This window comes from Streptomyces hygroscopicus subsp. hygroscopicus, from assembly GCF_030269125.1.
Classification (GTDB): domain Bacteria; phylum Actinomycetota; class Actinomycetes; order Streptomycetales; family Streptomycetaceae; genus Streptomyces; species Streptomyces hygroscopicus_C.
Genome location: NZ_BSSM01000022.1, coordinates 33,762 through 59,763, shown reverse-complemented (window position 1 = coordinate 59,763; position 26,002 = coordinate 33,762). Strand labels below are relative to the sequence as shown.

The 26,002-nt window shown below is 70.9% G+C and carries 22 protein-coding genes and 3 pseudogenes; 10 read left to right on the top strand and 15 right to left on the bottom strand.

The genetic code is table 11. From position 1 onward, the window contains the following. Positions 1 to 624: 624 nt before the first annotated feature. Together QSK45_RS34290 and QSK45_RS34285 are read right to left on the bottom strand one after the other, a co-directional pair. Positions 625 to 1,035: a hypothetical protein gene (locus QSK45_RS34290; protein ID WP_285562819.1), complete on the bottom strand. Its 411-nt coding sequence runs from the start codon at positions 1,033 to 1,035 to the stop codon at positions 625 to 627. 159 nt (positions 1,036 to 1,194) lie between these two features. After that, positions 1,195 to 1,443, bottom strand: coding sequence for a hypothetical protein (locus QSK45_RS34285; RefSeq protein WP_285562881.1), 249 nt, complete (start codon positions 1,441 to 1,443; stop codon positions 1,195 to 1,197). On the opposite strand from QSK45_RS34285, the pseudogene QSK45_RS34280 reads away from it, so the two are divergent. Continuing rightward, positions 1,430 to 1,889 (top strand): annotated as a pseudogene (locus tag QSK45_RS34280) (RidA family protein); the annotation flags it as partial. The gene QSK45_RS34285 and the pseudogene QSK45_RS34280 sit on opposite strands and share 14 nt — an antisense overlap. 29 nt (positions 1,890 to 1,918) lie before the next feature. On the opposite strand, the gene QSK45_RS34275 reads toward QSK45_RS34280, so the two are convergent. The 4 genes and pseudogenes from QSK45_RS34275 to QSK45_RS34255 form a co-directional block, all read right to left on the bottom strand. Continuing rightward, positions 1,919 to 2,758 carry a PhzF family phenazine biosynthesis protein gene (locus QSK45_RS34275; RefSeq protein ID WP_285562818.1) on the bottom strand — a complete coding sequence of 280 codons (840 nt, stop codon included), beginning with the start codon at positions 2,756 to 2,758 and terminating at the stop codon, positions 1,919 to 1,921. 106 nt (positions 2,759 to 2,864) lie between these two features. Next, a complete protein-coding gene (locus QSK45_RS34270) occupies positions 2,865 to 3,029 on the bottom strand; it encodes a hypothetical protein (RefSeq protein ID WP_285562817.1) in 165 nt (54 codons plus the stop codon). Between the two features lie 934 nt (positions 3,030 to 3,963). Further along, positions 3,964 to 4,594: pseudogene (locus QSK45_RS34260) on the bottom strand (SDR family NAD(P)-dependent oxidoreductase); the annotation flags it as partial. A 10-nt stretch (positions 4,595 to 4,604) separates the two neighbouring features. After that, positions 4,605 to 5,327 carry a DUF1990 family protein gene (locus QSK45_RS34255; protein WP_285562816.1) on the bottom strand — a complete coding sequence of 241 codons (723 nt, stop codon included), beginning with the start codon at positions 5,325 to 5,327 and terminating at the stop codon, positions 4,605 to 4,607. A 112-nt stretch (positions 5,328 to 5,439) separates the two neighbouring features. Between QSK45_RS34255 and QSK45_RS34250 the strand changes: the two genes are divergently transcribed. Then, positions 5,440 to 5,652, top strand: a complete 213-nt coding sequence (locus tag QSK45_RS34250; RefSeq protein WP_285562815.1) for a hypothetical protein — start codon at positions 5,440 to 5,442, stop codon at positions 5,650 to 5,652. Positions 5,653 to 5,658: 6 nt separating this feature from the next. Next, on the top strand, positions 5,659 to 6,381 hold the full coding sequence (locus tag QSK45_RS34245; RefSeq protein WP_285562814.1) for a DUF1990 family protein: 723 nt from the start codon (positions 5,659 to 5,661) through the stop codon (positions 6,379 to 6,381). Positions 6,382 to 6,537: 156 nt separating this feature from the next. Here the strand turns inward: QSK45_RS34245 and QSK45_RS34240 are convergent, their stop codons facing one another. Then, the gene (locus QSK45_RS34240) at positions 6,538 to 7,686 is read right to left on the bottom strand and encodes an NUDIX hydrolase (RefSeq protein ID WP_285562813.1); all 1,149 of its coding nucleotides are present in this window, start codon (positions 7,684 to 7,686) and stop codon (positions 6,538 to 6,540) included. 231 nt (positions 7,687 to 7,917) lie between these two features. Here QSK45_RS34240 and QSK45_RS34235 point away from each other — a divergent pair, with 231 nt between their 5' ends. From QSK45_RS34235 to QSK45_RS34220, 4 genes are all read left to right on the top strand, one after another. Continuing rightward, the gene (locus tag QSK45_RS34235) at positions 7,918 to 8,946 is read left to right on the top strand and encodes a tyrosine-type recombinase/integrase (protein ID WP_285562876.1); all 1,029 of its coding nucleotides are present in this window, start codon (positions 7,918 to 7,920) and stop codon (positions 8,944 to 8,946) included. After that, the gene (locus tag QSK45_RS34230; RefSeq protein ID WP_103544243.1) at positions 8,943 to 9,269 is read left to right on the top strand and encodes a helix-turn-helix domain-containing protein; all 327 of its coding nucleotides are present in this window, start codon (positions 8,943 to 8,945) and stop codon (positions 9,267 to 9,269) included. The genes QSK45_RS34235 and QSK45_RS34230 overlap by 4 nt, the downstream gene beginning before the upstream one ends. Positions 9,270 to 10,504: 1,235 nt before the next feature. Beyond that, the gene (locus QSK45_RS34225) at positions 10,505 to 11,569 is read left to right on the top strand and encodes a hypothetical protein (RefSeq protein ID WP_285562812.1); all 1,065 of its coding nucleotides are present in this window, start codon (positions 10,505 to 10,507) and stop codon (positions 11,567 to 11,569) included. Between the two features lie 127 nt (positions 11,570 to 11,696). Beyond that, positions 11,697 to 12,686, top strand: a complete 990-nt coding sequence (locus QSK45_RS34220) for a hypothetical protein (RefSeq protein ID WP_285562811.1) — start codon at positions 11,697 to 11,699, stop codon at positions 12,684 to 12,686. Positions 12,687 to 12,760: 74 nt separating this feature from the next. Here the strand turns inward: QSK45_RS34220 and QSK45_RS34215 are convergent, their stop codons facing one another. The 6 genes and pseudogenes from QSK45_RS34215 to QSK45_RS34185 form a co-directional block, all read right to left on the bottom strand. Further along, complete coding sequence (locus QSK45_RS34215) at positions 12,761 to 13,162, bottom strand: NUDIX domain-containing protein (RefSeq protein ID WP_285562810.1); 402 nt, start codon at positions 13,160 to 13,162, stop codon at positions 12,761 to 12,763. 100 nt (positions 13,163 to 13,262) lie between these two features. Then, positions 13,263 to 15,125, bottom strand: coding sequence for an ABC transporter ATP-binding protein (locus tag QSK45_RS34210; protein WP_285562875.1), 1,863 nt, complete (start codon positions 15,123 to 15,125; stop codon positions 13,263 to 13,265). A gap of 952 nt (positions 15,126 to 16,077) precedes the next feature. Further along, positions 16,078 to 16,195 (bottom strand): annotated as a pseudogene (locus tag QSK45_RS34200) (TerD family protein); the annotation flags it as partial. A gap of 97 nt (positions 16,196 to 16,292) precedes the next feature. Next, entirely contained in the window at positions 16,293 to 18,521 is a 2,229-nt protein-coding gene (gene fxsT / locus QSK45_RS34195) for an FxSxx-COOH system tetratricopeptide repeat protein (RefSeq protein ID WP_285562808.1), read from the bottom strand. Between the two features lie 95 nt (positions 18,522 to 18,616). Continuing rightward, the gene (locus QSK45_RS34190; protein WP_285562807.1) at positions 18,617 to 19,114 is read right to left on the bottom strand and encodes a hypothetical protein; all 498 of its coding nucleotides are present in this window, start codon (positions 19,112 to 19,114) and stop codon (positions 18,617 to 18,619) included. Positions 19,115 to 19,537: 423 nt separating this feature from the next. Then, positions 19,538 to 20,563, bottom strand: a complete 1,026-nt coding sequence (locus QSK45_RS34185) for an alpha/beta hydrolase (RefSeq protein ID WP_285562806.1) — start codon at positions 20,561 to 20,563, stop codon at positions 19,538 to 19,540. 820 nt (positions 20,564 to 21,383) lie between these two features. Here QSK45_RS34185 and QSK45_RS34180 point away from each other — a divergent pair. Beyond that, the gene (locus QSK45_RS34180; RefSeq protein WP_285562805.1) at positions 21,384 to 21,650 is read left to right on the top strand and encodes a hypothetical protein; all 267 of its coding nucleotides are present in this window, start codon (positions 21,384 to 21,386) and stop codon (positions 21,648 to 21,650) included. Between the two features lie 105 nt (positions 21,651 to 21,755). On the opposite strand, the gene QSK45_RS34175 is transcribed toward QSK45_RS34180, so the two are convergent. Further along, a complete protein-coding gene (locus tag QSK45_RS34175) occupies positions 21,756 to 22,649 on the bottom strand; it encodes a helix-turn-helix transcriptional regulator (protein WP_285562804.1) in 894 nt (297 codons plus the stop codon). A 186-nt stretch (positions 22,650 to 22,835) separates the two neighbouring features. Between QSK45_RS34175 and QSK45_RS34170 the strand changes: the two genes are divergently transcribed. Both QSK45_RS34170 and QSK45_RS34165 read left to right on the top strand, forming a co-directional pair. Beyond that, entirely contained in the window at positions 22,836 to 23,852 is a 1,017-nt protein-coding gene (locus tag QSK45_RS34170; RefSeq protein ID WP_285562803.1) for a zinc-dependent alcohol dehydrogenase family protein, read from the top strand. A gap of 81 nt (positions 23,853 to 23,933) precedes the next feature. Then, on the top strand, positions 23,934 to 24,344 hold the full coding sequence (locus tag QSK45_RS34165; protein ID WP_285562802.1) for a (R)-mandelonitrile lyase: 411 nt from the start codon (positions 23,934 to 23,936) through the stop codon (positions 24,342 to 24,344). Positions 24,345 to 24,402: 58 nt separating this feature from the next. On the opposite strand, the gene QSK45_RS34160 is transcribed toward QSK45_RS34165, so the two are convergent. Further along, positions 24,403 to 25,872 (bottom strand): M1 family metallopeptidase, encoded by a 1,470-nt coding sequence (locus tag QSK45_RS34160; protein WP_490993660.1) that lies wholly within the window; start codon positions 25,870 to 25,872, stop codon positions 24,403 to 24,405. Between the last annotated feature and the right edge of the window lie 130 nt (positions 25,873 to 26,002).

Here is a 26,002-nt window from a genome sequence, read left to right as displayed (position 1 = left end):
GGGCCACGCGGCCGGACCGCCGCTCCGGCGGCGCCGCCTGACCGTCCGCGGATCCCTCTCCCGACGAGGAGCAGCCCTTGCGCAAGCTGACCTGCTACGTCGCCGCCACCCTCGACGGCCGCATCGCCGGTCCCGACGGTCAGTACGACTTCTTCCCGTTCGGCGGCGAGGAAGCCGCCGCGATCCTGGCGGACTTCCCCGAGACCATGCCCATCCCCGCACGGGAGCTGCTGGGGATCGCCGACCGGTCGACGGTCCCTTCGCCCCGACGGACTTCGCCGTGGCCGGCACGCGGACCTTCGACTCCGGCCTCACCATCACCACCTACGCGAAAGCGGTGCCCTGAAAGCCGCCTTGACCGGCCCGGCGGCACCAGCCCGGAGCCCGGACCGACGCGCCGTGAGCTTCGGCCGACGTCCTGCGTCCCCGTGCCGCGCGGCCCAACTCGCCTTTGGCGGGTGTGAGTCCGGGGAACGGGCCGACGAGCCCCAGCTCCCCTCGTGGCCCGGGAGACGCGCGCGGAAGTCCGGACGGCGGTTCGGCGACCGTACCGACGGGGCGGGACCGCCCGGCGCGTGATCCGGCGCGCGCCGGGCGGTCCCGGTCGTCAGGACGACGCGGTCGTCACTTCAGCTCGATCACCAGGCCGAAGTCGTTGCCCCGGTGCCAGCCGGTGGTGATCTTCGGGCTGCCGTGCTTGTCGTCACCCCAGCCGTAGAAGTGCTCCCAGGTCACGTCGTCGCCGTACCAGTGGTTGTAGTCGGTCTCCGCGTACGCCTGCACGGCCTTGCCGTCGTGCTTGGTGTCCCACAGGTAGAAGGCCCCGGAGGCGTACGACGTGCCGTTGACCTTCTTCGTGCACTCCATGTACTTGGCGGCGCCGCCCTTGATGTGGATCTCCTTCCAGCCGCTGCACTTGTTGGCGGTGGCGTGGACCTGGGCGGCGGCCGGGGCCGCGATCGCGACCGAGGGCGCGACGAGCCCGGCCGCCAGAGCAAGTCCGGCGGCGGCGAGGGCGAGACGCTTGCGTGACATCACCTGAACCCCTTCCGTCGGCCGACGGATGACCCCCGAAGAGTCCTGCGAGTCCGTCGGCGCGGCATTTCTCTCTACCCGTGACGTAAGGAGCAGACGGATGGTTCCGGGCAAGCCTCTCTTTTTCGGCCATGTTCGCTCAGATCATGGTGAATCGTTTCATCTCGGTGGCCCGCGCCGCATGGGGTGGGTCGGCCCCGACTCGCTCCGGCGAGGGGAGGCCGAGCTGCCGGTCCCGACGAGATCGGTCGCCTGGCCGATGAACAGGGCGTGGTTGCCCGACGACGGCGCCACCACCGCCACCACCGGCGTCGACGGCGGCACGGCGGCCAGGGCAGCGCGCGCCGCGACCTCGAACGACCCATGCTCTTCGTCCAGGCAGCGGGAGGGACTTGTGAGCGCCGTCATCCGCCGAAGGCTGGCCGGGCTCGGGTTGCGACTGCCGGAGGTGGGCGCGCCCAAGGGGGCGTACGTGCCGGCCGTACGCAGCGGCGCGTACGTCTTCGTCTCCGGGCAGATCCCCTTGACCGACGGGCGGATGACCGCGACCGGGAGGGTCGGGGCGGAGATCTCGCCGCAGCGGGCCCGGGAACTGAGCAGGCAGTGCGTGCTGGCGGCGCTGGCGGCCGCCGACTCGGTGGTACCCCCTCTGGAGGGTGGTCCAGGTGGTGACGGTCGTGGGGTACGTGTCCTCGGCCCCCGGGTTCGTCCGGCAGGCCGAGGTGGTGGACGGGGCGGGTGACCTGCTCGTCGAGGTGTTCGGCCGGTCGGGTCGGCACGCGCGCAGCGCCGTCGGCATGAACATCCCGCCGCTCGACTCGCCGGTGGAGATCGAGATCCTCCTCCAGGTGTCCGAGGACGACGCCCGGTGGCCGGGGCCCGTTCAGGAGAGGGGAACCGCCGTGCCCGTCACCTCGATGCCGCTGGACGGGGCCGCCGGGATACCCACCGTCAGGAGGCTCGGGCGGCCCATGTCCACGCCCTGGTGGACGGTCAGTACCGTGGGCGGCGCGACGAGCCCGTTGGCGCGGAGGTATCCGCCGAGGGCCGCGGCCGCCGCACCGGTGGCCGGGTCCTCGACGACGCCGCCCGGCGGGAAGGGGTTGCGGGCGTGGAAGACGGTGTCCGACTCGCGGTGCACGAGGGCGATCGTCGTCCAACCCCGGCGCGCCATGAGGGCGTTGAGTGCCGGCATGTCGTAGTCGAGGTCGGCCAGGCGCGCCCGGTCGGCGGCGGCGATGACCGGGTGCCAGGCGCCGGCGTAGGCGACCTGGGGCGGCAGAGCCGGGTCGAGGTCGGCCGCGGACCAGCGGAGGGCGGCGAGGAGTTCGACGAGGTCGGCGTCGGTGAGGTCCGCGGTGCGGGGCTCGACGCTGACCAGGGTGGCCGTGACGGAACCGTCGGGGGCGGTCGATGTGGTCACGGGAACGCTGCCCACCTTGGTGTGCAGCAGCAGGCGGCCGACGCCGTGCCGGGAGGCGTGTGCGACCGCCGTCGCGATGGTGGCGTGGCCGCAGAACGGGACCTCGGTCTGGGGGCTGAAGTACCGGATGTCGAGCGACCCGTCCGGGCGCGGGACGGCGAACGCCGTCTCCGAGTACCCGACTTCGGCCGCGGTGGCGGCCATCGTCGCCTCGTCGATACCGGCGGAGTCCAGCACCACGCCTGCCGGGTTACCGCCCCGGGGGTCGCTGCTGAAGGCCACGTAGCACAGGATGTCCATCAGCCGAAAATAGTCGCTCCGCCAGCGGTGGGTCAAAGCCCCGAAGCACCGGGCGGCAGCGCGGTCGACGTCGTTCCGGGCGCCGACCGCGGGCAGGCGGACGCCCTCAGGCCCAGGTGACCAGTTGCCCGGACGAGGCGAGTCCCACCGCGAACCCCAGCGCCACGCGGCGGGCGCCCCCGCTGCGGCGTACGGCGTGGAAGTAGCGTGGGTCGATCAGCAGCGCCTCACCGACGCGCGGGGTGATCTCCAGGGATTCGGCACCGCGCACGACCGCCTCGTCGTACCCGTAGGACGCCGGCGGCCGGTACCGCTCGTCCTCCGGTTGCCACCGGTGCCGCCGCAGCAGCGTCTCGCCGCCCGAAGGGGGGATGCGGTCCGCCCTCGTTGATGTGACGGTTCGTCGGAGACGCGGGCCGTGTCCCGAGCGCGGCCGCCCCCACGGCGTGGTGGGCGCGGTTCGCGCGATCGGCGAAGGGGGCGCCGGGCCCGCTGTCGGGGACCGGGCGGGCGCGGCCCCGGCGGGCGGGGACCAGGCGGTCGCCGTCGAGACGGCCCGCACGGTGCCGGTCCGGCCCTGAGCCGACCGCGGCAGGCCGGCACCGTCCCGCTGGGCTCGCCACGGCCCTGCTGCCGCTCACCGACGACGGGGGACCCCCGACGGCACGCCGTCGGCTTTCGGCGTTGTCCGGCGTCACCCCGGTCGCGGAGCCGCGCGGGGCGGCGGGGACGAGACCGGTCCCGCCGGGCCGCCCGGGGTCGGGGGTCGTACAGCGCCAGGACGCCGGGAGCCGGGTCTCCCGCCGACGGCGCTTCCGACCCTGCGGCCCGGCTGTCCGCCCCCTTCGGGACGTGTGCCGGACCCCCGGGTGCGGAGGCACCGGCGGCGGCTGCCGGGTGCCCCCGCACCGCGTCCGCCGTCGGCCTCGACGTCAGCGCACCGTGGGCCGCTCTTCGCGGGCCGTCACCCGCGCGTGCTGCCCGCGCCGGCAGGGGACCAGCCGTTCCTGGAGGCCGAGTGCGCGCGCCTCGGTCAGGAAGTCGTCGAGCGGGGAGTGGAAGACGGTGTAGTCGTCGTGGTGCACGGGCAGCACGTGCGGGTGGTCGAGGCGGCGGGCGAGTTCGGTGCCACCGTCCATGGTGACCACGAAGCCGCCGGGCAGGGTGGTGCCTCCCAGGTGCAGTACCGCGAGGTCCGCGTCGGGTGGCGACGGGCGATCTCCTCCAGGCCGTCGAAGAGGAGCGGCGAACCGTTCGGCGTCCCGGATCATGTCGGTGTCCGTCCAGGCGGGGTAGGCGACGCCCACGGTGACGCCTTGATGCGCGACCCTCCGCCCGCGACGCGCGGGCGAACGCCTCCACCCCCGCTTTGGAGGCGCGGTAGGCACTCATCATGGGGGTGGCGCCGAGCCAGGCCGGCGAGGCGACCTGGAGGAAGTAGCCGGCGGTGCTGACCAGGTCGGGAAGGAAGGCCCGCGCCGTGTGGGCGCTGCCCGTCGGATTGACATCGACGACACGGCGCCATGAGACGGGATCGGACGTCGCGAACCGACCCCCCTGCGCGATCCCCGCGTTCGCCACGACCACCGACGGCCGGCCGAGCCGACCGCGTACCTCGGCCGCCGCCTCGTCCAAGGCGGCGTGGTCCGTGACGTCGACTTCGATCACCAGGCCCGCGGTCGGCAGGGACGCGGCACGGCGCCCAGCCCGGCCGCGTCATGGCCCAGGAGCGCCAGGCGTGCCCCGCGCCGGGCCGGTTCGCGCGCCGGCGCCGCGCCCAGCCCGCGCGGCTCCGGTGACGAGGATGGTCCGGCCCTGGAGGGGGCTGCTCGGCATGGGGCGTCCCTCACCCCTCCCGCGGTGCCGTGTGAGAGGGCTGGAGCCGGCGGGTCCGGATGTGCACCCCGTCCACCAGCCGGCCGCCGGAGAGCGCGACGGCGGACAGGCAGAACCGGACCCACATGTTGAGCTGGATCTCCTTCGCCACGCGCAGGTGCGAGTAGAGCACGTGCACCAGGCGGGTGGCGGCGCGTGCCCACAACTCGATCTCGAACACGAGCAGGTCGCCGTCCTCGCGCGCGCGGAACCGCACCTGTCCCGCCTCCATGTGACCGCGCAGGGTCACCAGGTGCAGCGACTCGCGGTCGCGGCGGACGACCCTCACCGGACCGTTCCAGGGGCCCGGCATCTCCACCACCAGTTCGTCGGCGATGTCCAGACCGTGGGCGCGGAGCTCACCCGCGCGGATCCCGACCACCTCCGACGGGACGAAGTGCTCGAAATGACGGCAGAGATGCTCGACGAGCCGGGCGCCGTCGACGTCGGCCCCGGCGATGCGCACCCGGAAGACCCGGTGGAACAGGGGACCGCATCCGTCCTCGGCGAGCTGCACCATGTCGTCGACCGCCTCGCGAGGAAGGGGTGGCGGTCGGTCCCGCTCGTCGCCCTCGCACTCGCCGGCGCGGTACAGCGGCGTCGTCTCCCAGAGGTAGCGCCAGGTGACCAGCACCGTGCCCAGAAGCCACCGCGCCAGCACGGTCACCCCCCGCTGCCAGCGCTGTCGGGGCATCGGACCCCCTTGATGCGTCGGATCGGAACAAATGTGAATGAATAGGTGTATACCCTGGTATACGGCTGATGACACAGTGATGTGACACCAGCGGACGAACCCGGAGGCGCACATGGTGGTCCGGCTCCTGCACCGCGCGGGCATGCGCAGCGCTCATCTGCACATCGCCTCGCTCGGCGCGATCGGTCTGTGCGTGACGCTGTGGGTCCGCGCGAAGACCGTCGACCAGGAGCAGCGGGGGAACGCCGAGCGGCGTGCGCTCTTCGTCGGTCTGTGGCCGCCGATGCTGTGGCTGATCGGCGAGTCGCTACGGCAGCCGGAGTGATGACCTTTGGGTGACCGGCTCTTCGGACGGCTCGACGCGGTTCGGGCGTGGCAAGGGCTCGCGGACGCGTCCGTCAACTACTCGGCCGACGAGGTACGCCGCCCCGCGTGGAACATCGACGTCCACCACACCCCGCTGCCCGCCGAGCCCCCGGGCCCTCCCACCCCAGGGGGGCCCTGGACGCACGCCTGCCGCCTGGTCCGTGACTACGAGTTCTCGCCACCGGAGATCGTCCGGGCGCTGTACGACCCGGCGGCACCTCTCCTCGGCCGTGACATGCTGCTCGAAGCCCGGTTCCACGGCCTGCGCTTCTACTGCGGCGTACGCGTCACGGAAGTGGTCGACGAGACGCGTGACGGCACGGACCGCGTCTGGGGATGGGCCTACGAGACCCTCGACGGCCATCTGGAGCGCGGCAAGGTCACCTACGAGGTGGTGAAGAACGGCCGTACGGGCGCGGTCGAGTTCCTGGTGACATGTCATTCCCAGGGCGCGCCCACGCTGGACCCGCTCGTCTCGCTCGGATGGCGGCTGTTCGGCCGCCGGACCCAGCTGCGGTTCTATCGACGGTGCGGCGAACGCATGCGGCGGTTCGTCGAGACAGCGCTGCGCGGCCACCCTGTCCCGCTCCGTCCGGCGAGGAGAGTCGGCGGCTTGGTGTACGCCCCTTCGGACGCGGGCACCCATCGCCTGGACACACTGGCCGTCCACCGGCTTTCGCCCGGCTGAGGGACGGAGCGGAGGCCGCCGGCACCCTGTGAGCGGCGGCACCTGCGCACGGGTGCCGGGCACCTCGTCTCGTCGGCGCCCGGCACCCGGCGCCCGGCGGCTTGGTCGAGGTCCCGCGGTCACCGGCCGGTGACCGCGGGCAGCCGGCGTCCGGGGTCAGGACCATCCCAGCTCGGAGTAGACGCGGTCCGCGAGGATGCCCTCGATCGCGGTGCGCGCGTAGGGGACCAGCTCCTGGGGGAGGTCCGTGGGCGGCCACCACCGCCACTCCACGCACCGGTCGGGCTCCAGGACCTCGGGGGTGCCGGTCCAGGACCGGGCACGGAAGACGAGCTGGACCCGCGGGCGTGCCTGGGACGGGTCGAGGAGGTGGACCACGTGCACGAGTTCGACGCCTGCCGGGTCGACGCGGAGCCCGGCCTCTTCCTCGGCCTCCCTCACCAGACAGCCGACCGCGGCCTCCCGTTCGCAGTGCCCGGCCAGGAAGTGCCACCTCTTGCCCGCGTACGCCGAATCGGGATGGCGCAGACCGAGGAGGATCCGGCCGTGCTCGTCCTGGAGGTGGAGATGGACCCCGACGACGTGGAGTTCGGTCCCCGCGGGTGCGTCGTGGCGTGGTCGACGGCCCCGGTCCGGCGGGCCGCCGAGCGCCTGCTCGGCCGCGTGCCGGCGGATCAGGTCGCCCAGGCCGGGGCTCAGGCGCACCCGGTCGAGCATGTCGACGGTGAACCACTGCAGGAGGACACCTTCTCGCAGGTCCACGGAGTCCGGGTGTCCGTTCCAGAGACCGGTGTAGACCTGGACCGGAACGGCGAGGCCGTCGACGCCGGTCGCCGCTTCCACCGCGTACGGTGTCAGGCCGGTGGGCTCCAGGCCGGGCGCCTCCTCGGCGAGTTCGCGGCGCAGGGTCGCCTCCGGGCAGGCGTCGCCGGGCTCGCGGCCGCCGCCCAGCAGGGAGAGGGACCACGGCTCCCGGATGCCGTCCCGGTGATCTCGCAGATGGAGCAGATAGCGACCGTTCCCGTCGTGGATCAGGGCGGAGGCGTTGACCGGCTCGGGCCGCCCGTCGAGGCCGTGGCGTTCGGCGTCCAGGAGCTTGGCGCGCAGTGTCGGTGACCTGACGTCGGTGAGGGCGAGCCAGGTCGTGCGGGACACCTCCTCGTCCCGCGGCGTGAGCCGTGGGGGCCGGGCGGCCGTGAGGTAGAAGGCGAAGCGGAAGTCCACGTGCCGGTGCGCGGGTTCGCCCATGGCCGGATCGGCGTCGATGTCGTGGACGTCGATGTCGACAAACGGGATGAGTTGCATCGGATGCAACATTCCGTCCGGTGATGAGGACGCCATTTTGGCTGCTCCAGCGCGTCGATGGAACGGGGGCGGTTGAGTCGGCGTGACCTTGACCTGGGGCGCCGCGCATTGATTCAACAATGTTGCACCTGATACAACAGCTGCGTGAGTGCGACAGCGCCGGGTTCGGCCTCCCTTGTCCTCGCCCGGAACGTGGTCCATCTGGACGCGGCGGCCGCGGTGTTCAAGGCCATGCTCGATGGGTGGGCGAGGCAGCAGTCGGCTCGCTTCCTGAAGAGCTCGACGATCGACCCGCGGCGGCGGCTGATCGAGCGGTTCGAGGAGTTCACCCGGCTCTACCCGTGGCAATGGACGCCAGCGGAGGGCGAGGCATTCATCGCAGACTTGCGAAGTGGCCAGACGCCGATCCAGATGTCGACCGCCCGCGGCTACGAAGTCATCATCAGCCTCTTCGTCGAGTACCTGAGGGACAGCCGCTACGACTGGCTCAAGGTCTGCGAAGAGCGTTTCGGCGAGGTGCCTCAAGAGGTCTTCCACGAAGGCAACTCGGTGATGCACACGGTCGAGTACGAGGGAGACCCTCGGCGCCGGCCGCTGACCTACGACGAGGTCCAGGCCCTGTTCGACGCCGCTGACGCCCTGCCGTCCAAGATCCGCGGACAGGGACGCAAGGGCGCCCTGACAGCGATGCGGGACGCGGCCGTCATCAAGACCGTCTACGCCTTCGGCATACGGCGAACCGAAGCGTCGCGTCTGGACCTTGTGGACCTGCGGCGCAACAGACATGCGCCGGACTTCGGGAACTTCGGTTCCATGATGGTGCGCTTCGGCAAGTCGTCGAAGGGCGCTCCGCCGAAGCGGCGCATGGTCCTGACCGTCCCGGAGATGGACTGGGTGGTCGAGGTCCTCAAGCACTGGCAGGCCGAGATACGCCCGCACCTGGTCTCGGGACGCCACCCGGCGCTGTGGGTCACCGAGCGCGCGGGGCGCCTGTCGCCTCGGTCGATCAACTCCGCCTTCACTGCCGCACGAGAGGCGGCCGGGTTGGATCCCGATCTGGACCTGCACTGCCTTCGCCACAGCTACATCACCCATCTCACCGAGTTCGGATATCCGGCACGATTCGTCCAAGAGCAGGTCGGGCACTCTCACGCATCCACGACGGCGATCTATATGGGAGTGTCGAACGAGTACCGCAACAACCTGCTGGAGGCCGCGTTGAAGAATCGGCTGGGCGACGTCTGGGACGTGACCGCGTGATCAAGAAGATGGGATACCACTGGCACCTGCGTCAGCTGATGGCCGAACGCGGCATGTTCCAAACCACCGACCTGGTTCCCCTGCTCGCCGAACGCGGCATCCAGCTCTCGCGCGAGCAGGTCTACCGCCTGGTCACCCAGGCCCCGCAGCGCATGAGCATGGACACCCTGGTAGCCCTCTGCGACATCCTCGACTGCACACCCAACGACCTCATCAAGCCCGAAGTCGTCAACGTTCAGGTCCGCAAGACCGCTGGCGGTGACTCCGACGTCGCCCCGCCCACGCAACCGCGCCGGACGGTCGTCCGCCGCCCGGGCACGTGAGCGCGCCAGTGAGCCGGCCCAGCCGGGCCAACACGCGGGTGCGCCGCAGCCGATCCGAACTTGCAAGCTACAGAGCTGACTTGGTACGCCACGTCCAGGCCGTTGCCGGATCACAACTCACCTCCAGCGACGCTCAGCGCATCCTGGAAGCAGCCAACGCCTGGGAGCCTCGGCCCGCCCGAGCTCTGGCCGCCCACCTGGCCGAACGCCCCGACGCGCTCACCGCACCGATATCTCACAGCCCGGCAGTTCTTCCCAGGCTCCTCCTGGAACTGGCCGCGGCAGGCTTCGCCGTCACCAGGCTCGCCTGCGCACGCTGCGGACGCACCGACGACCCGTTGCCTCGCAACTCGCCCGTCGGGCGTCTCTGCAACTGGTGCGTCGAACGTGACCGCCTTCAGCAGTGCACCCGATGCGAACGCCAAACGCGCATCCACAGCCGTACGGCAGACGGCCCGGTCTGCCGCTCCTGCTTCCAGAAGGACCCCGTCAACCACCGTCGGTGCGACCGCTGCCAGCGACTTCGCCCCATCAGCCGGCGCCCGGACGGCACGAACCTCTGTTCCTCCTGCAGCCCCCGCCCCAAACGCTCCTGCATCCACTGCGGCACCGTCGCCCGCGCCAGCACCATCACAGATGCCGGCCCGATCTGCCCCCGCTGCTACGAACGGCCGACGCGCCCATGCGGCATCTGCGGACAGACCACCACCATCAAGATCCGCGCAACGGACACGAGCCCCGACATCTGCGAGCCGTGCTCGCGCCACCACATCGCGACCTGTGAGGCGTGCGGCCATCAACGCCGAGGCGCTGTTCGCAGAGGCGGCACCTTCCTCTGCCACAGCTGCCAGCCACGGACGCCAAGGACCTGCGCTGACTGCGGCAAATCCAAGCCTGTGACCGCGACCTACCCGGTCGGCGCCCTCTGTAGCACCTGTTACCACCACCGCCGACGCAACCCCCGAACCTACGTCGAATGCGGCAACACCCGCATAGCCGCGGGACGCACCTCGGAGGACGGGGACCTCTGCGGCCCCTGCAGCGGACGCCCTGACCTGCACACGACCTGCAGACAATGTGACTACCCCGGAGACGTCTACGCCAACGGCCGATGCACCCGTTGTGCCATCACCGACCGAGTCACCCAACTCCTCGCCGGCCCCGATGGCACGATCGCCCCACCGTTCCAGCCCCTTGCCGACGCGCTCGCCCAGGCGGAGAAGCCCTGGTCGGTCATGAACTGGTTGCGGACCAGCGCCGCGGCCGGACTCCTCGACGAACTCACCACGGAGCACACCGAGATCAGTCATGGGCTCCTCGACCGGCTGCCTCAGAGCACGGTCACCCGCAACGTCCGGCACCACCTCGTCATGACCGGAGCCCTCCCCGAACGCCACGAGACCTTCGCCCGGCTCGAGCTCTGGGCGAGAGCCACCCTCGAAGCCCTGCCCCCACACCAGTCCCGGATCGTCAGCCCCTTCGCGGAATGGCACGTCATCAAGGACGCACGCCGCCGAGCGGAGCGCGGACGCTACACTCCCGGCGCCGCGAAGGCCGACCGTGGCAACATCCGAGCCGCAATCCTCTTGCTGAACTGGCTCGACCAGCACCAGCTCACCCTCCCGGACCTGCACCAAGAGGACCTGGATCTGTGGCTCACGCAGAACCCCACCCGACGGCAAGCCGTCCACTCCTTCGTACGATGGCTCACGAAGCGAAAGCTGACCCGACCGCTCGATACACAACTCGCCCGCAAGGGATTCCCTGCGAACTTCCAGACGGACGACGAGCACGAGCAACAGCTGCGGAGATGCCTCACAGACGAGGCTCTGCCCCGAGAACTCCGCATCGTGGGAGCCCTGATCCGCCTCTACGCACTCCCCATCTCGCGCATCAAAGAGATCACCACCTCCCAGTTCCAACTGAACGACGCCGGCGCCTTCCTCACCATCGATCGCCACCCTGTGCTGCTGCCTCCGACGCTGGCCCGGCTCATCAAGGCCCACATAGCCAGCCCGCAGGCCAGCTCGATGCTCAAGCCCCGCGCGTCCTCCGGACCCGACTACCTTCTCCCTGGTCGACACGCAGGTCGCCCCCTGAGCGCCGGCCACCTCATCAAACGGCTGCGGAACCACGATCTCCCCACCCGTGCGGCACGCAACACGGCAATGATCACCGCCATCGCCGAGCTGCCGCCGATCGTGGTCAGCGACCTCTTCGGCCTCTCGGCCGCCACGACCTTCCAGTGGGCCAAGTTCGCCCAACAGAACTGGACCGACTACCTCGCGCTCCACGATTAGTGCAGGCATCTGGTCCCTTCTCCAGCCAAACGGACTATTCCGAGTGCGTGTGCGAGTGTGGCGTTGCACTCTCAGGTCTTCCTCAAATCGCGCCCAGCGTTCAGCGTGTGCCTGCATGATCTGGTCTATGGCATCTTTACAATGGAGTGTCGGTCGTGCGCTTGCCCGCTGGAAACTCGCTCTAGTTCCTGTGGGCTTCTCGATGATCGTGTATGGGAACTCTCTTTATGGCGGCCCAAATCAGCTTCTCGGTTGGGTTCTATTTCTCGCTGGCTGGGTTATCACAGTCAGCGGTATGCCAGCCTGGAAGCGGTTTGTGGATGAGGACCCACTTCGTTCGGGGTATGAGAGATATGTCTGGGTGGTCTTCTTTCTGGTCCTATTCCTGGCGGGACCTGCCCATGTTGCTTTCAAGGCTGTCGTCGGAGCGGCCCATGCGGGCAACTACCGCACTGCCGCAACATCGCTGGGCCTGATCTACCTCATGCTTCCATTGATCGTGCGGTGGGCTGAGCCGAAGGACTACACCTTTGTGCGGCTCCCTAGTCGTATTGGGCGAGCCACGTTCTTTCGCACCGTCGCCAACGCGGCTGGTATTGGCGCAGTCGGGGCGTTCCTTGGTGCACGCTTTATCGCTACCTATCCGGCGCCGCTTATTTCTACCGTCTTGACTCTCATGGTCACCATGGTTGTGGTCACGCATAAGACTTTTGCGCGGGCACGGAAGCTCTGCACGCAGACTTGTATTGACGTGCAGGCTCTGCTTTGGGCAATGGACGAGCTTGATGATGCGAAAAGGCGGGACAAGCCGGCGAGCGGACTGACGGATTGGCGGCGCTGGCGACGCAGCCGTCAAGCGACGGGCGCAAAGCACGCTGATAAGCAGATGGCGGCTCACCAGAGCTGGCACACTCTCAAGCTCGACCTCTGTACCACCGTAGACAGCGGCTACCGCCTGTTCGGGCTGCCGCTCCTTACCAAGGGTGAGGTGGACGAGTTGGAGAGGGAGGTGCTGGCTGAGATCGAAGCCGCCGGTCCCACGGACGCTGCCTCGACGCGTAAGAACCTGCATGCCATCCTGAAAGCGTGTGCTGGACGCATCGATGTCTTGGCCTAGCTCCATGCATCGGCGCCCCTTCCCGACGGCCTCCCTCACTCGCCTGCGGAAGCCGGACAGGACTACAGAGTCGATCACGTCGCCTCGCCCCTCGAATACTGCAGGGTTGGAACACCGACTCTTCCCCAGTCCGGCATCCCGAGGAACTGCGTCGTCAGGCACAGGTCCTCCGGACGGAGGCCGGTTTCCTCGCACACTTCGCGCAGCGCGGCGGCCAGGAGGGTCCGGTCCTCCTCGACGTGACCGCCCGGAGCGAGGAGCTTTTCCGATGCCCTGTGGCCGACGTGCAGTACGCGTCGGTCACGGTCGATGACGGCCGCGCTGCACGTGATGTGGCTCGGCAGCGTCGCGCGGCTCGTCGGCTCGTCGGGGCCGTCGAGGAGGGCCAGCAGCCCGGCCAGGGCGTCCCGCTCGTCCGGATGCCGGTCCAGGTACGCCTCGGTCGTCGTACGGATGTGGGAGCGGGTGGGCGGCACGTCATCACCTCGGCGGAGCGTGGAGTGGGGTGGGGCGAGCTGGGCGGGGCCACGGGCGCGGCCGTGGCGGCGGTATGGGCGAGAACGGAGCCGGCGCGGTTCACGCGGGTGTCCCGGGCTGCTCGCCGGCGGGTTCGCAGGTGACCTGATAGGAAAGCAACTGCCGGAACATTCCCTCCTGTTGGGACAACTCATGGTAGGTGCCCTCCTGGACGATCCTGCCGTCGTCGAGGACCACGATCCGGTCGGCCACGGCCACATTGGTGATGCGGTGCGTGACCAGCAGCACCACGCGGTCCCGGGCGAGGTCCCGCAGGCGCTGGAAGATGCGGTACTCGGCGCGCGGATCGAGGTTCGCGGTCGGTTCGTCGAGGACCAGCAGCCCGGCCTCGCGGAAGAACGCCCTGGCCAGCGCGATGCGCTGCCACTGGCCGCCGCTGAGTTCCTCGCCGTTGAGCCACTCGCGTGCGAGCAGGGTGTCAAGGCCGGCGGCGAGTTGGTCGACGACCTCGTCGGCGCCCGCGGCCTCGCACGCGTCCCGCACCGCGGCGTCGCCACGCGCCGTGGGCTGCCCCAGGTTCACGTTCTCGCGCACGGTCAGCGGCCAGTGCGCGTAGTCCTGGGGCACCAGGGCCACCTGCTGCCACAGGGCCTGCGGGTCGGCCTCACCCACAGGCTTCCCGTCCCACAGCACTTCCCCGGCCGTGGGCAGGTTCAGACCGCTGATCAGCTTGGACAGTGTCGACTTCCCCGACCCGTTGAAACCGACCAGAGCGGTGACCTCCCCGCGGCGCAGGGTCAGCGAGACGTCGGACAGGGCGTCGCGGTCCTTGCCCGCGTAGCGGTGCGTGACCGACTTGATCTCGATCGTCCTCGGCGGCTCGGGGCGGCGCGAGCCCCGGCGCATACGGAAACCGCCGGCCCGCTCCAGGAAGTCGCTCCAGTCGTCCATGTACAGGCCCGTGCGCACGGCTCGCGCGCCGATGGCCACCAGGCCGCGGACCGACTGGCCCACCATCTGCAGGGCGAAGACGGCCGTCCCCGCGTGGCCGACGGTGATGCGCCCGTCCGCCAGCAGCAGAACGACCGCCGTCCACACGACGGCCGACCCCAGACCACCGCACAGCGCGCCGACGAGGGACATCCGGGCGCCCTTGTCGGCCGCGGCCCGGTCCTCCCGGTTGATCCGGGCGACCGTCTCCCGGTACCGGCCGGACAGGAAGGGGGCCATGGTGCCGGCGCGGATCTGGTCAGCGGCGTCCCTGTTGTAGATGTGCCAGCGCAGCACCGACAGCATGCGCAGGTCGCCGTTGCTGCGCAGGTTCGCCAGGTACCGCACCCGCGCGGCACCGACCTGGGCCAGGGCCTGCGGCAGGCTCGCCGCGATCAGGAGCGGCAGCAGCAGCCAGTTCACCCCGGTCAGCACGAGCGCGCCCGCGACGAACGAGGCCGCCGAGGCGATCAGGTCCTGCCCCTCGTCGATCAGGTCCCCGGTGACCTGCGCCCCGCGGTCGGCCGCCTCACGCGCGCGGTTGAACTCGGGGTCGTCGTAGGCGCACAGCTCGACCTCGGCACAGCCGAGCAGCAGCTGCTGCTCGGCCTCGCGCGACATCAGCGGACCCAGCCGGGAGGACAGCCAGCCGACGGTGATGCCCAGCAGGGCGCGCATGCCGGCGGCACCGGCGAGCAGGGCCACGGACGGCCAGGCCCGAAGGAGCCGGTCGTAGACGTCCGCGCTGGTGAGCAGCGCGGTCAGGGTGCCGCTGATGGCGACCAGGCCGAGAGCCTGCATGACACCGCCGGCGGCCTGGCACACGAGGAGGCCGATGGTCGCCGGCCGGTCGACCTGCCAGGCCAGGGCCAACGAGCGGCGCACCAACCGCGGCAGCCGCCGCGCCATGTCGCGCAGCCGGATCGAGCGGCCGGCCGCCTCGCGGCTGCCGGTCAGGTCGACGTACCGCATCTGCGGCTCGCCGCCGGACTTCGGCGCGGCGTCCTGCTCCGCTCCCGGACGGCCGAGGGTTCCGGCCGAGGGAGCCGGTGGGGCGGTGCGCGGTTCGGGGACGCCGACACTGTCGGGTGATTCACCGGTGGCCCTGCTCATGCCGCCCACCTCGCATCCGGCGATGCCGTACCGACGGAGCCGGCAGCGAGCCGGGCCCGCGGCGGCGTGTCCGCGGGCGGGGCGGGAGCGGCGGGAGCGGGCGGAAGGACGGTCCGAGGAGCGAGCAGGCGGAACACGGTGGCCTCCGGGAACGACGGATGGGGCACCGGGATCAACGACAAGTGCCCCCGTGTCGAACACACGTCTTTCGGACGTGCGGGAAGTCCCGACGGCAGGCGAATACGCGTTCGTGCCGGATACACCGACCCTTGCCCGCGCGGGTCGGCCGCTGAGCACCGACGTGGCCGAAACGCCGATGGTGGTCGCACGGGCCCTCGTACGAGCCGCTACGGCGGCCTGTCCGCAACAGTGTTGAAGACAAGTCAGGTTCGATCATCCACGCGGATCGTCACCGGAGAGCCTTTAGACTCGGCGCCCGTACTAGTCATGATCACCACTGGGAAGGGACAACATGTTTCAGGACGCTCCGATCTACCACCAGCTTGTCGCGGAGCGTGGCGATGTCCCTGCGCGAGTACGTGACGCGGCGGGGAGCATACTGCGTGAACTCGAACACGTGATGGGTGCAATGGCGTTGCCCGCTCTCTCGACAAGCCCCCTGCCGATGCGACAGCCCGAAGCCGCTCCGCGACCGGGGCTTCCGCTGCCCAGACCGTAGGCCGCCGCCGGGGCAGTGGGTGTCACCGGGCGGGCACCGGTGTCGGCTCCCGCACCGCGGCGGTCGCCCACCGCCCCCGAGCGCGCCCTCGCCCACCGCCGACCGGCCGCTCCACCCAGGAGTGCGGTCGGCTCAGGCGGCGCCGCCGAAGTCCTGCCCGAGGCCACTCGAGGCCCGAGGCGTAGCCCTGCCCGAGGGTGCGGAACTTCCACCCGCCGCCGTTGCGGTGCAGCTCGCCGAAGACCATGGACGCCGAGGCATGCGCTCGGGTCGCAGCGCCCGAGTCCGCGGGCGGCCGGAGCGGTCGCGTATGCCCTCGGCCCCCGGGCGCCGGTGGCGCGGCGCACCTAGAGCCGCAGCATGCGGTCGAGCTCGCCCCGGATGGAACGGGCGACCGGGTGGTTCTTGCCCAGGACGCGCCTGGCTTCACCGGCGGCGGTCGTCATGAGGGAAAGGGCGAGCTGCCTGTCGCGCGCGTGGTAGTGAGCGGCGGCGAGTTCCCGGCGGGCGAGGATGGTCGCGACGGCGTCCCGGCCGTGCAGCCGCTCGCGGTCCGCGAGGAGTGCCGCGAAGAGGGGGAGCGCCCGGCCGTGGTTGCCGGCGGTCTCGTAGACGCCGGCGAGGTTCCGGCGGCTCTGAAGCGCGGTCGGATGGTCGGGGCCGAGTGATCGTTCGAAGCCCTTGACGGCACGTCGGTTCAAGGACGCGGAGCGGACCAGGTTCCCCGCGCCCTGGTACGCGTTCGCGGCGTTGCCGACGGCCATCAGTGTCTTGGGGTGATCCGGCCCGAAAACCCGCTCCAGGTCGGGAAGCACAGCGTGGAAGTCGGCGATCGCCCGGCGATAGTGACCGGCGGCGTTGTACGCGTCCACGAGCATCGCGCGCATGTCCAGGACCTCGTACTCGGCGACATCGTCGGTACGCCTCAGTTCCTCGAGTGCGGTCCCGATGAGACCGATCGCCTTCTCGGGTTCCCCCACGTCCTGCCAGGTGTGTCCCAGGTTGCCGCGGACCAGCGCGAGTTCCCTGGAGCCGGCCGCTCCCTCGCGTTCCATGTCGGCGACGGTCTCCTCGTAGATCGTGATCGCCCGGTGAGGGTCGCCGGCATCGTGGTAGGCGTGGGCCAGGCTGTTGCGCGCGCTGCAGAGCCACTTGAAGGCGAGAGGGTCCAGAGGCGTGTCCGGGTCGCTCATGAAGAGCGGGAGGTTCTCCTCCAGGATTTCGACCGCCGAGGCCGCCTTCCCGCCGCTCTGAAGTGCGTTTGCCAGGTTGACCAACGCGTAGAGGGTCTGTCCGTGTGCCCGCCCGAAGACTGTCGCCGCACTCTCGACGGCGCGGAAACCGAGTTCGGCAGCGGCTTCGTACGAGCCTTGCCGTTCGAGGAAGGTCACGGCGCTGCCGAGGAGGCGCGCCAGCGACGCCGTGTCCGCCTCCACCGGCACGTACGTTGCCATGGCGTCGATGTGCGGGAGGACCGCGCGCCAAGCGAGCCAGTTGTCGGGGTCGGGCGTCGCGGGCGCCGCCGCAGCGAGCTGGTCGATCGCCATGAGGCGGGCGCCCTCGACGGCCTCGGGTGTGCGGTAAGCGTCGTCCGGGTCCGGCGTGCGGGCGACGAACTGGACCAGCGGATGGATCGTCAGGACGTCCGGCGCCGCCACCAGCATGCTGTACCCGGCGAGCGCCCGGACGCCCTCTCGTACGTCGCGCGGCGGGCCGACACCGTCCAGGAGGCGGCGTGGAATGCCCTCGGGCGAGTACCAGGCCAGTACGCGCAGGATCCGCGCCGCCCACGGCCGCTGAGCAAGGCGGTCGAGGGTCACTCGCCATACCCGGGCGATGGTGCGCTCGGAGTCCGTTCCTTCCGCGCTGTCCTTGAACGTGTCGGCCGGTGCTTGATCGAGCAGTTCGAGGTAGTCGCGGATGCCGATCCCGCTCTCGGCGATGTAGGCGCCGGCCTGTTCGATGGCGAGCGGTAGCCGTCCCAGCCGTACGCACAGCTCCCCGGCGTCGGCGGGAACGTCGCCGTCCCCGGTGCCGAGGACGCCCAGCAGCAGTTCCCGCGCCTCGTCCGGCTCCGGCGGGCCGAGGCGGTCCGCCTCGCCGACATGGTGCCAGCCGGTCGTGAGACGGCTGGTGACGATCACGCACCCTTTTGCCGCCCCGGCCAGCAGGCCGCGTACGTCGTCGATGTGGTTGACGTTGTCCAGGACCAGTAGCCAGCCCTCGTGCTCGCGCAGCCACCCGACCGCGCGGTCCCGCAGATCCTCGGCCGGAAGCTCGGAGCTCAATCCCGGTTCCAGCGCGGTGGCGAAGGCTGTCAGCCCTGACCCGAGGGCGGTGGCGCTCGTTGCGTTCAGCCACAGGACCTGGGTGAATCGTCCGGCTCGGGTGACGGCGTACCGCGCGGCCAGCGTCGACTTGCCTATGCCTCCAAGACCGTGGAAGACGTGCACCGCCCCGGCCGCCCGGTCCTCGAACAACTCGTCCAGCCGGGTCAGTTCGGACTCACGTCCGACGAACAGCCGGGACCGCCACGGCACGCCCACCGGTCCCGCCGTCGGGGGCACCTCGCGCACCGGAGTCCTCGGCACCGGCGCACGGACCTGCAGGTTGAGCGCGTTCGGACCTGTGGAAGCGATACCGCTGTTGACGCCGATATCCGGGCTGCCGGTCATCGCGCTCGGTCGCGACGCTGGACGTTGACCGCGTTGGCGCCCGTGGAGACGATCCCCTCGTTTCCGCCGGTCACCACGACAGCACCGGCGCCGTGCACCTGAGGTCCGCTCGCCAGCAGCGATGCCAGTTCGGCCCGCAACTCGGGGTCCTCCCGCAGCGCCCGTCCGAGCTGGAGTCGCAGTGCCGCCTGCGCGTCCTCCCGCTCCTCGGATGCCGCCTCCGCCAGATCCCGCACCGCCGACTCGACGGCGGCGTGCCGCCCCCGCCGTACCAGCCACGCCACCAGCCGCTGCCCCAGCCGCACCGTCCCCTGCGCGGCAAGCTCCTCGCTCTGCGTCAGCACCCGGGTCCCGTACGCCGTGGTCGCCGCGCTGATCACCGTCACCGCCTGGGCCACCAACTCAGCCGACATGCCCATCCCCTCGCCCGCGGCGATCACCCGGCGCCGCGCCGACAGCCGCGCCCGCCCCGCCGTTGCTTCCCGTGCCTCCATTCTGGCACCGCGGCACATGCCTGCGGCCCCGTGAGGGAGGAGTGCCGGAGCACTCCGAGCCGGATGCCGGCAAGCGTTCCGACGGTGACTCGATCCACTCGGTTCCCCTGGCCAGGTGCCGCGGCGGCCTCCCTCACCGACTCGGCTGCCGCGTGGCGGGATCGAGGCACGAGGGCGCCGCATGGGACGAGCCTCGCGACGCCGAGCCGAGCGAGGCCCTCGAACGGGCATCCTCCGGCCGCCGGGCGTGCGCGTGCGGCCGTCGTCGGCCGAGTACCTGATGGAGACGGAACGTCACCCGGACGACCCCTTGCCGGTCGTCGTGCGTCTCGGCACCTGCCCGATCCGGCCGGGCAGGCGGACACCCCTCACCCTGTCGGGAGGTCCGGCCGCGGACCTCCCTGTGCCTGGTACGGCACACCGTCATGCCGACAGGGCCGTCAGCAGCGCCTTGCCGAACTCCTCGGGGCGTTCGAGGTGGACCGCGTGCCCGGCGTCGGCCACGGCGACCTCTCGGACCGTGCCGCCGGCCTCCGCGTAGCGGTCGAGGACGTGACGCGTCTGAGCCAGCATCGGCTGCGCCGGGGTCCCGTCCCAGCCCGGCACCGCGCCGATCGAGCCGAGGTGGGCCAGGTCGAACATCGAGGTGTCCGAGATGATGACGTCGTCCTCGCCGCGGATCCACAGCACCGGCGGCTTGGGGTCGATCAGATGCAGATCGTCGAGGCGGAAGTGGGTCGGGGCCATGCAGTTGAGGACCCCGCGCGTGCCGGGTGCGATGCCGGGCCAGGCGTCGGACGTCGTGCTGTCGCCGGGGTAGTGGTCGTCGCCGAGCCGTGTGGTGATCATGGACTCGACGTAGGCGTCCTCGTGCTCGGCGTGGAACGGCGGCTTGACGTAACAGGTCGTGAGGACGGAGCGCGGAGAGGCCGGGGAGCCGGAGCCGCGGTCGCCGTCGGCGAGCCGCCGGACGAACTCGGGGTTGGCCGTGCCGCCGCCCGACCCGGCCCCGTCCGCCGAGTTGAGCTTTCCGTCCACGCCGTGGGTGCCGCCGAAGCCGTACGGGGAGACGGGGTTGACCAGGATCAGGGAGCGCACCGCGGCCGGACGGTCGCGCAGGTACTGCGTGACCACGCCGCCGCCCATGGACCAGCCGACGAGATGGGCCCGGTCGATGCCGAGGGCTTCGAGCAGCGCGGCGAGGTCGTCGGCGTAGTCCCGCAGGCCGCGTGTGGCGTCGACGGGCAGCGGATCGGTGCCGCCGAACCCGCGCAGGTCGACGGCGACGGGGCGGTAGCGGGCCGGCAGCGCGGTCATCGTGGTGTGCCAGAACACGGAGGAGGAGACGTTGCCGTGGACGAAGACGACCGGTTCGCCGGTGTCCCGGACCTCGGTGATCTGCTGGGTCAGTCTGCCGGTGGCGGCGCGGTGGGTGCGGAGCGTGGTCATGTCCTTCTGGTCCTTCGTCCTCGGGTGCTTCGGGGGTGGACAACCCGCTGGTCGTGTCGAGACGGCGCTCGACGGATTCCCGGCCGTTGGCGACGGTCCCGGCTCCGTGGCCCGACCCAAGGACGAGGTACGGCGTGGCGGCGACCGCGGGCGGCCCCACCAGCGCCGCCGCGACGACCCGCACCACCGGGCCGGGCGTCGCGCGGTCGCCGCCGCCCCGGACTCCGTGTGCCAGCCATGTCCCGGCCTTTCTCGCTCATGTGCTCGACAGTGTTGGTCCGGTGCTCGTACCGGCACCGGGTGCGCACACGCTAGGTGGAGGGGCAGGTGCCGCGGCATGTGGGCGACCCACACAATGGGATGCGCGTGAATGGTCGGGGAGTGCACCACGGGCCGAGGGGCGGGCGGCCCTCGCTTCCTCCCTCACGTGTACGGGGGCCGGACGGCGCCCGGTGTCGCCCACGCCGGGGCACGGGGCGGGGGAGTGGCGGCTGCCGCGGTGTGGGTGGCCCGGCACCGGGTGGTGGTGTGGCCCGTACCGGTGGCCGTGCTCGCCGCGGCCGAGGTGGACGGGGCCGGTGGGGCGCTCCCGCGATCGGGCCATATCGCGGTCGGCCAGGACCGCGTGCGGCGGGCGCGGGCGGCGGTCAGGGCCGCGCGAGCGCCGGCGACGGTCAGCTCACGGAGCGGCCGACGGACCCCGTCGACTCCGCGGGCCTGACCCTGACAGCCCGCCCGCGTCAGAGCGAACGACCCGGCGGCCCGCGAACGAGGTGTGGGCCCGGTACCGAACCAGTTCCGTCTTCCGGCTCACGCTGCCATGCCGGCTTTCATCGGCGTGCCGACGCTGCTCCTCGCCCTCCTCGCGGGCCTCGCACACACGCGGATGGACGTCACCAAGTTCCGGGCGGCGCTGGCCTTCCCGATGGGGTTTCTCGCGTGGCCTCTCGTGGGGGTGAACTGGCCCGAGCCGCTGGTGTTCCAGATCCTGGGTCAGATCGCCTTCGCCGCGTACCTGATGCCGGCACCACTCGTTCCGGAGAACTGGACGCCGCGACCGCGACAGCCCGGTGGGCCCGAGGGCTGACGGCACGGCTTCCCTGCTGCCGTGCCCGTGCCGCGCACACTCGCGGACTCGCCCGGCGGCGGGGAGGACCGGACAGTCGACACGATACGCGGAGACAGGAAGGCGTCAGCTCGTCGTGCGCTGGTGCGCGGGGGCCGGTGACTGGTGGGTGGCGGCCCAGGAGGCCAGCAGGCGCAGACCCTCTTCGGACGCCGAGCCGGGCTCGGCGGCGTAGACGGTCAGGGTCAGGCCGGGCTCGGCGGCCAGTTCCAGGCCCTCGAAGGCAAGCGTGACCTCTCCGACGATCTCGTGGTGGAAGCGCTTGGTGCCGGTGCCGTGGTGGCGTACGTCGTGCGCGCCCCACCGGGTGCGGAACTCCTCGCTCCGGGTGGACAGCTCACCGACGAGGTCGTGCAGGCCCTTGTCGTACGGGTCGCGGCCGGCCTCGGTGCGCAGGATCGCGACGGCCATGTCGGCGAACAGGTCCCAGTCGGGGTAGAAGCGCCGCGAGGCGGGGTCGAGGAACTGGAACCGCGCGAGATTCCCCTGGTTGCCGGGGGTCGCGTAGACGTCCCGGTAGAAGGCGCGAGCCAGCTGGTTCGTGGCGAGGACGTCCATCCGTCCGTCGCGCACGAACGCAGGTCCGGCGGTGACGGCGTCCAGGATCCACTGCAGGCTGCGGCGGGCCTTCCACTGGGCCCTGACGCGTCCGCGTCCGGGGCGCGTGAGGGCGTCGGAACCGTCGGCCGCTCGGGCGAGATTCAGCAGGTGGGCACGCTCGGCGTCATCCAGCTGGAGGACACGGGCGACAGCCTCCAGGACGGCCGGGGACACACCGGCGAGATTGCCGCGTTCGAGTTTGGCGTAGTACTCGACGCTCATGTCGGCCAGGGCCGCGACCTCGCTGCGCCGCAGGCCGGGCACGCGGCGGCGGGAACCTGCCGGCAGTCCGGCCTGACCAGGACTGATCTTGGCGCGCCGCGAGGTAAGGAACTCGCGGACCTCATCACGGTTGTCCATGCCTCGACCGTACGGCCCGAGCGCCGCCCGAGCGATGTACTGCCAGTACACCCCTCCTCGGTGACTCGCTGCGCACGCGAAAGCGCGGTTCCCTGGAAGTCGTGGCAGCTCGGCTTCCCGGGCGTGCCCGAACCGTCCGCACACGGGCCCCGGTGGCCCGACCCTGTACGTAAGGAACCTTCCCTCATGCGCGGAGCAGTGATCCACGCCCCCGGCGATGTGCGTTTCGAGACCGTGGACGACGCGAAGATCCTCAAGCCGACCGACGCGGTCATCCGGACGGCCGTGACCTGCGTGTGCGGCTCGGACCTGTGGCCGTATCGCGGCGCGGAGCCGACCGAGCGGGCCCACCCCATGGGGCACGAGTACGTCGGCTTCGTCGAAGAAGTCGGGTCCGAGGTCACCGCGGTCAAGCCGGGCCAGTTCGTCGTCGGCTCGTTCGCGACCTCGGACAACACCTGCGCGAACTGCCGCAACGGCTTCCAGTCCAGCTGCCTGAACCGCGAGTTCATGAGCACCTGCCAGGCCGAGTACGTCCGCATCCCCAACGCCCAGGGCACCCTGGTCGCCACCGAGGAGATCCCGGGCGAGGAATTCTGGCCGGGGCTGCTGGCCGTCTCCGACGTCATGGGAACGGGCTGGTGGGCCGCGGACGCCGCCGAGGTGAAGCCCGGCTCCACCGCCGTGGTCGTCGGCGACGGAGCGGTCGGTCTGTGCGCCGTGATCGCAGCCAGGGAGATGGGCGCGGAACGGATCATCGCCATGTCGCGCCACGAGTCCCGCCAGAAGCTCGCCCGCGAGTTCGGCGCCACCGACCTCGTCACCGAGCGTGGCGAGGAAGGCGTCGCACGGATCAAGGAGATGACCGGCGGCATCGGCGCGGACAGCGTCCTGGAGTGTGTCGGCACCGCCCAGGCCATGCAGCAGGCCCTGCGTTCGGCCCGGCCCGGCGGAAACGTCGGCTTCGTCGGTGTCCCCCACGGCGTCGCCGTCGACGGCCAGGAACTCTTCTTCTCCCACGTCGCCCTGCGCGGCGGCCCCGCCCCCGTGCGCCGGTACCTGCCCGGCCTCATCGACCGCGTCCTGACCGGCGGCATCGAGCCCGGCAGGGTCTTCGACCTCACCCTGCCCCTGGACCAGGTGGCCGAGGGCTACAAGGCCATGGACGAACGCCGCGCGATCAAGACACTGCTCAAGCCCTGACGTCCTCCGCCGAGCGGGCACCCCGTTGCCGCCCGCGTCCACACCTCTCGCCGTACACAACGCCTTCCGGAGTGGAACGACATGCAGATCACCCGAAGCTCGATCGACACCGTCAAGGGCCCGGCCGACTGGTTCACAGGCGATGTCTACATCGACGCCGTCGCCGCCGCGCCCGAACCCTCCCGGGTCAGCGCCAACCTCGTGCACTTCATGCCCGGCGCGCGCACCCACTGGCACCGCCACCCGCTGGGCCAGACCGTCTTCGTCACCGAGGGGATCGGCCTGTGCCAGCGCCGGGGCGGACCCGTCGAGGTCATCCGGCCCGGCGACCGCGTGCTCTTCGAGGCCGACGAGGAGCACTGGCACGGCGCGGCCCCTGACCGGCTGATGGTCCACCTGGCCATCAACGAAGCCGACGCCGAGCACGATGTCGTGCACTGGCTGACCCCCGTCACCGACGAGGAGTACACCGCCGCCCCGGCCACCGGCTGACGCCGGGACGCGGGTGCTGACGTCGCCGCCACCCCCGTTCTCCCATCGGACCTTCTCCTCACATCCGCGTCGGCTTCTTCTTGTCGAAGAGCCAGGTGTCGAAGAGTCCGGTCAGGTCCTTCCCGGACCTGCTCTCGCACAGGGCGACGAACTGCCGGGTGTCGGCGTTGCCGTGCCGGTGCTGCCGCGTCCACGTACGGAGGATGTCGAAGAAGGCTTCGTCGCCCACGGCCTCGCGCACCTTGTGCACGACCATGGCGCCGCGTCCGTAGACGGGCGGGTCGGACACCCGTCCCCCGCTGGGCGGATCGGCGGGCGGGAAGGCCCAGATGCCCCCGGCCCCGGCGTCCGTCCCGTCGTAGAAGTCCTCGAAGATCTCGTCGGTGCTCCGACCGCCCTGATCCTCCTCCCAGAGCCACTCCGCGTAGGTGGCCATCCCCTCGCTGAGCCACATGTCCTTCCACGTGCGGGGGGTCACGGAGTCGCCGAACCACTGGTGCGCCAGCTCGTGCACGAGCAGCGCCTCGTCCGGGGCCTCGGCGAAGTAGGGCTTGGTCTGCGTTTCCAACGCGTAGTCGAGTCCGGGCAGATGGTCGACGACGGCACCGGTCGAGGAGAAGGGGTAGGGGCCGAAGCGCTCGTCCGCCCAGCCGATGATCTCGGGCACCAGTTTCGCGACAGCGCCGGCGTCCTCGGACTCCTCGGGGTCGACGGCGACGTAGACGGGCAGGTGGTCGGGTGTCCAGCCCTTGTGGATCTCGAAGTAGCCGACGGAGACGTGGGCGAGATAGCTGGCCATGGGCTCCTTTGCACGCCAGTGCCGTGTCACCGTCTCGCCCTCGTCCTCCTCCGCGATCAGCTCGCCGTTGCTCACCACGTCGTAGAAGTCGCCTTCCGCGTCCTTGGGCACGGTGACCCGGATGTCGTACGTGGCCTTGTCCGACGGGTGATGGTTGCCCGGGAACCAGGTCATGGAGCCGGTCGGCTCGCCCAGGGCGGTCGAGCCGTCATCGGTCTCGATCCAGCCTTCGAGACCTCCGTCGGCGCCCTCGATCGTCCGTGGGGTGCCGTCATAGGTGACGGTCGTCTCGAAGACCTCGTGGTTCCTCACGGGCCTCGCCGGTGTCACGACCAACTCGTCGCCCGAGCGCGCGACTCGGGCCTTCGCTCCTCGCACCGTGGCGGCGCGTACCCGCAGGCCCGACAGGTCGAGGTCGAAGCGGCTCAGGTCCTGGGTGGCCCGCGCCGTGATGACGGCCCTGCCCTTCAGGTGGTTGGTCTCCGGCACGTAGTCCAGCGCCAGCCCGTAATGCGTCACGTCGTAGCCGCCATTGCCGAGCGTCGGGAACAGCCGGTCGCCCGCTCCGGCCGCGCCGGGCCTCGCGGCCGCGGCGGCACCGTCCCCCGTCGCGGGACCGGCGCAGGCCGTCGTCATGACCAGGAACAGCGCCGCTGCCGACGCCCAGCCGGACCGAGTGCCCGACGCTGCCGGCCAGGGCCGGTGGTCCGTCGCTGTACGAGGTCTCATCCCTTGTCTCCCATCGATCGGGGCACGCGAGACGTCAGAAACCCTGCAGCGTCCCATGGTTGCCTCAAGATCGGTAAAAAGATCCGTGATTGATGCGAGCGCAGCCCGGACCGGGCCGTCTGATCCGGCA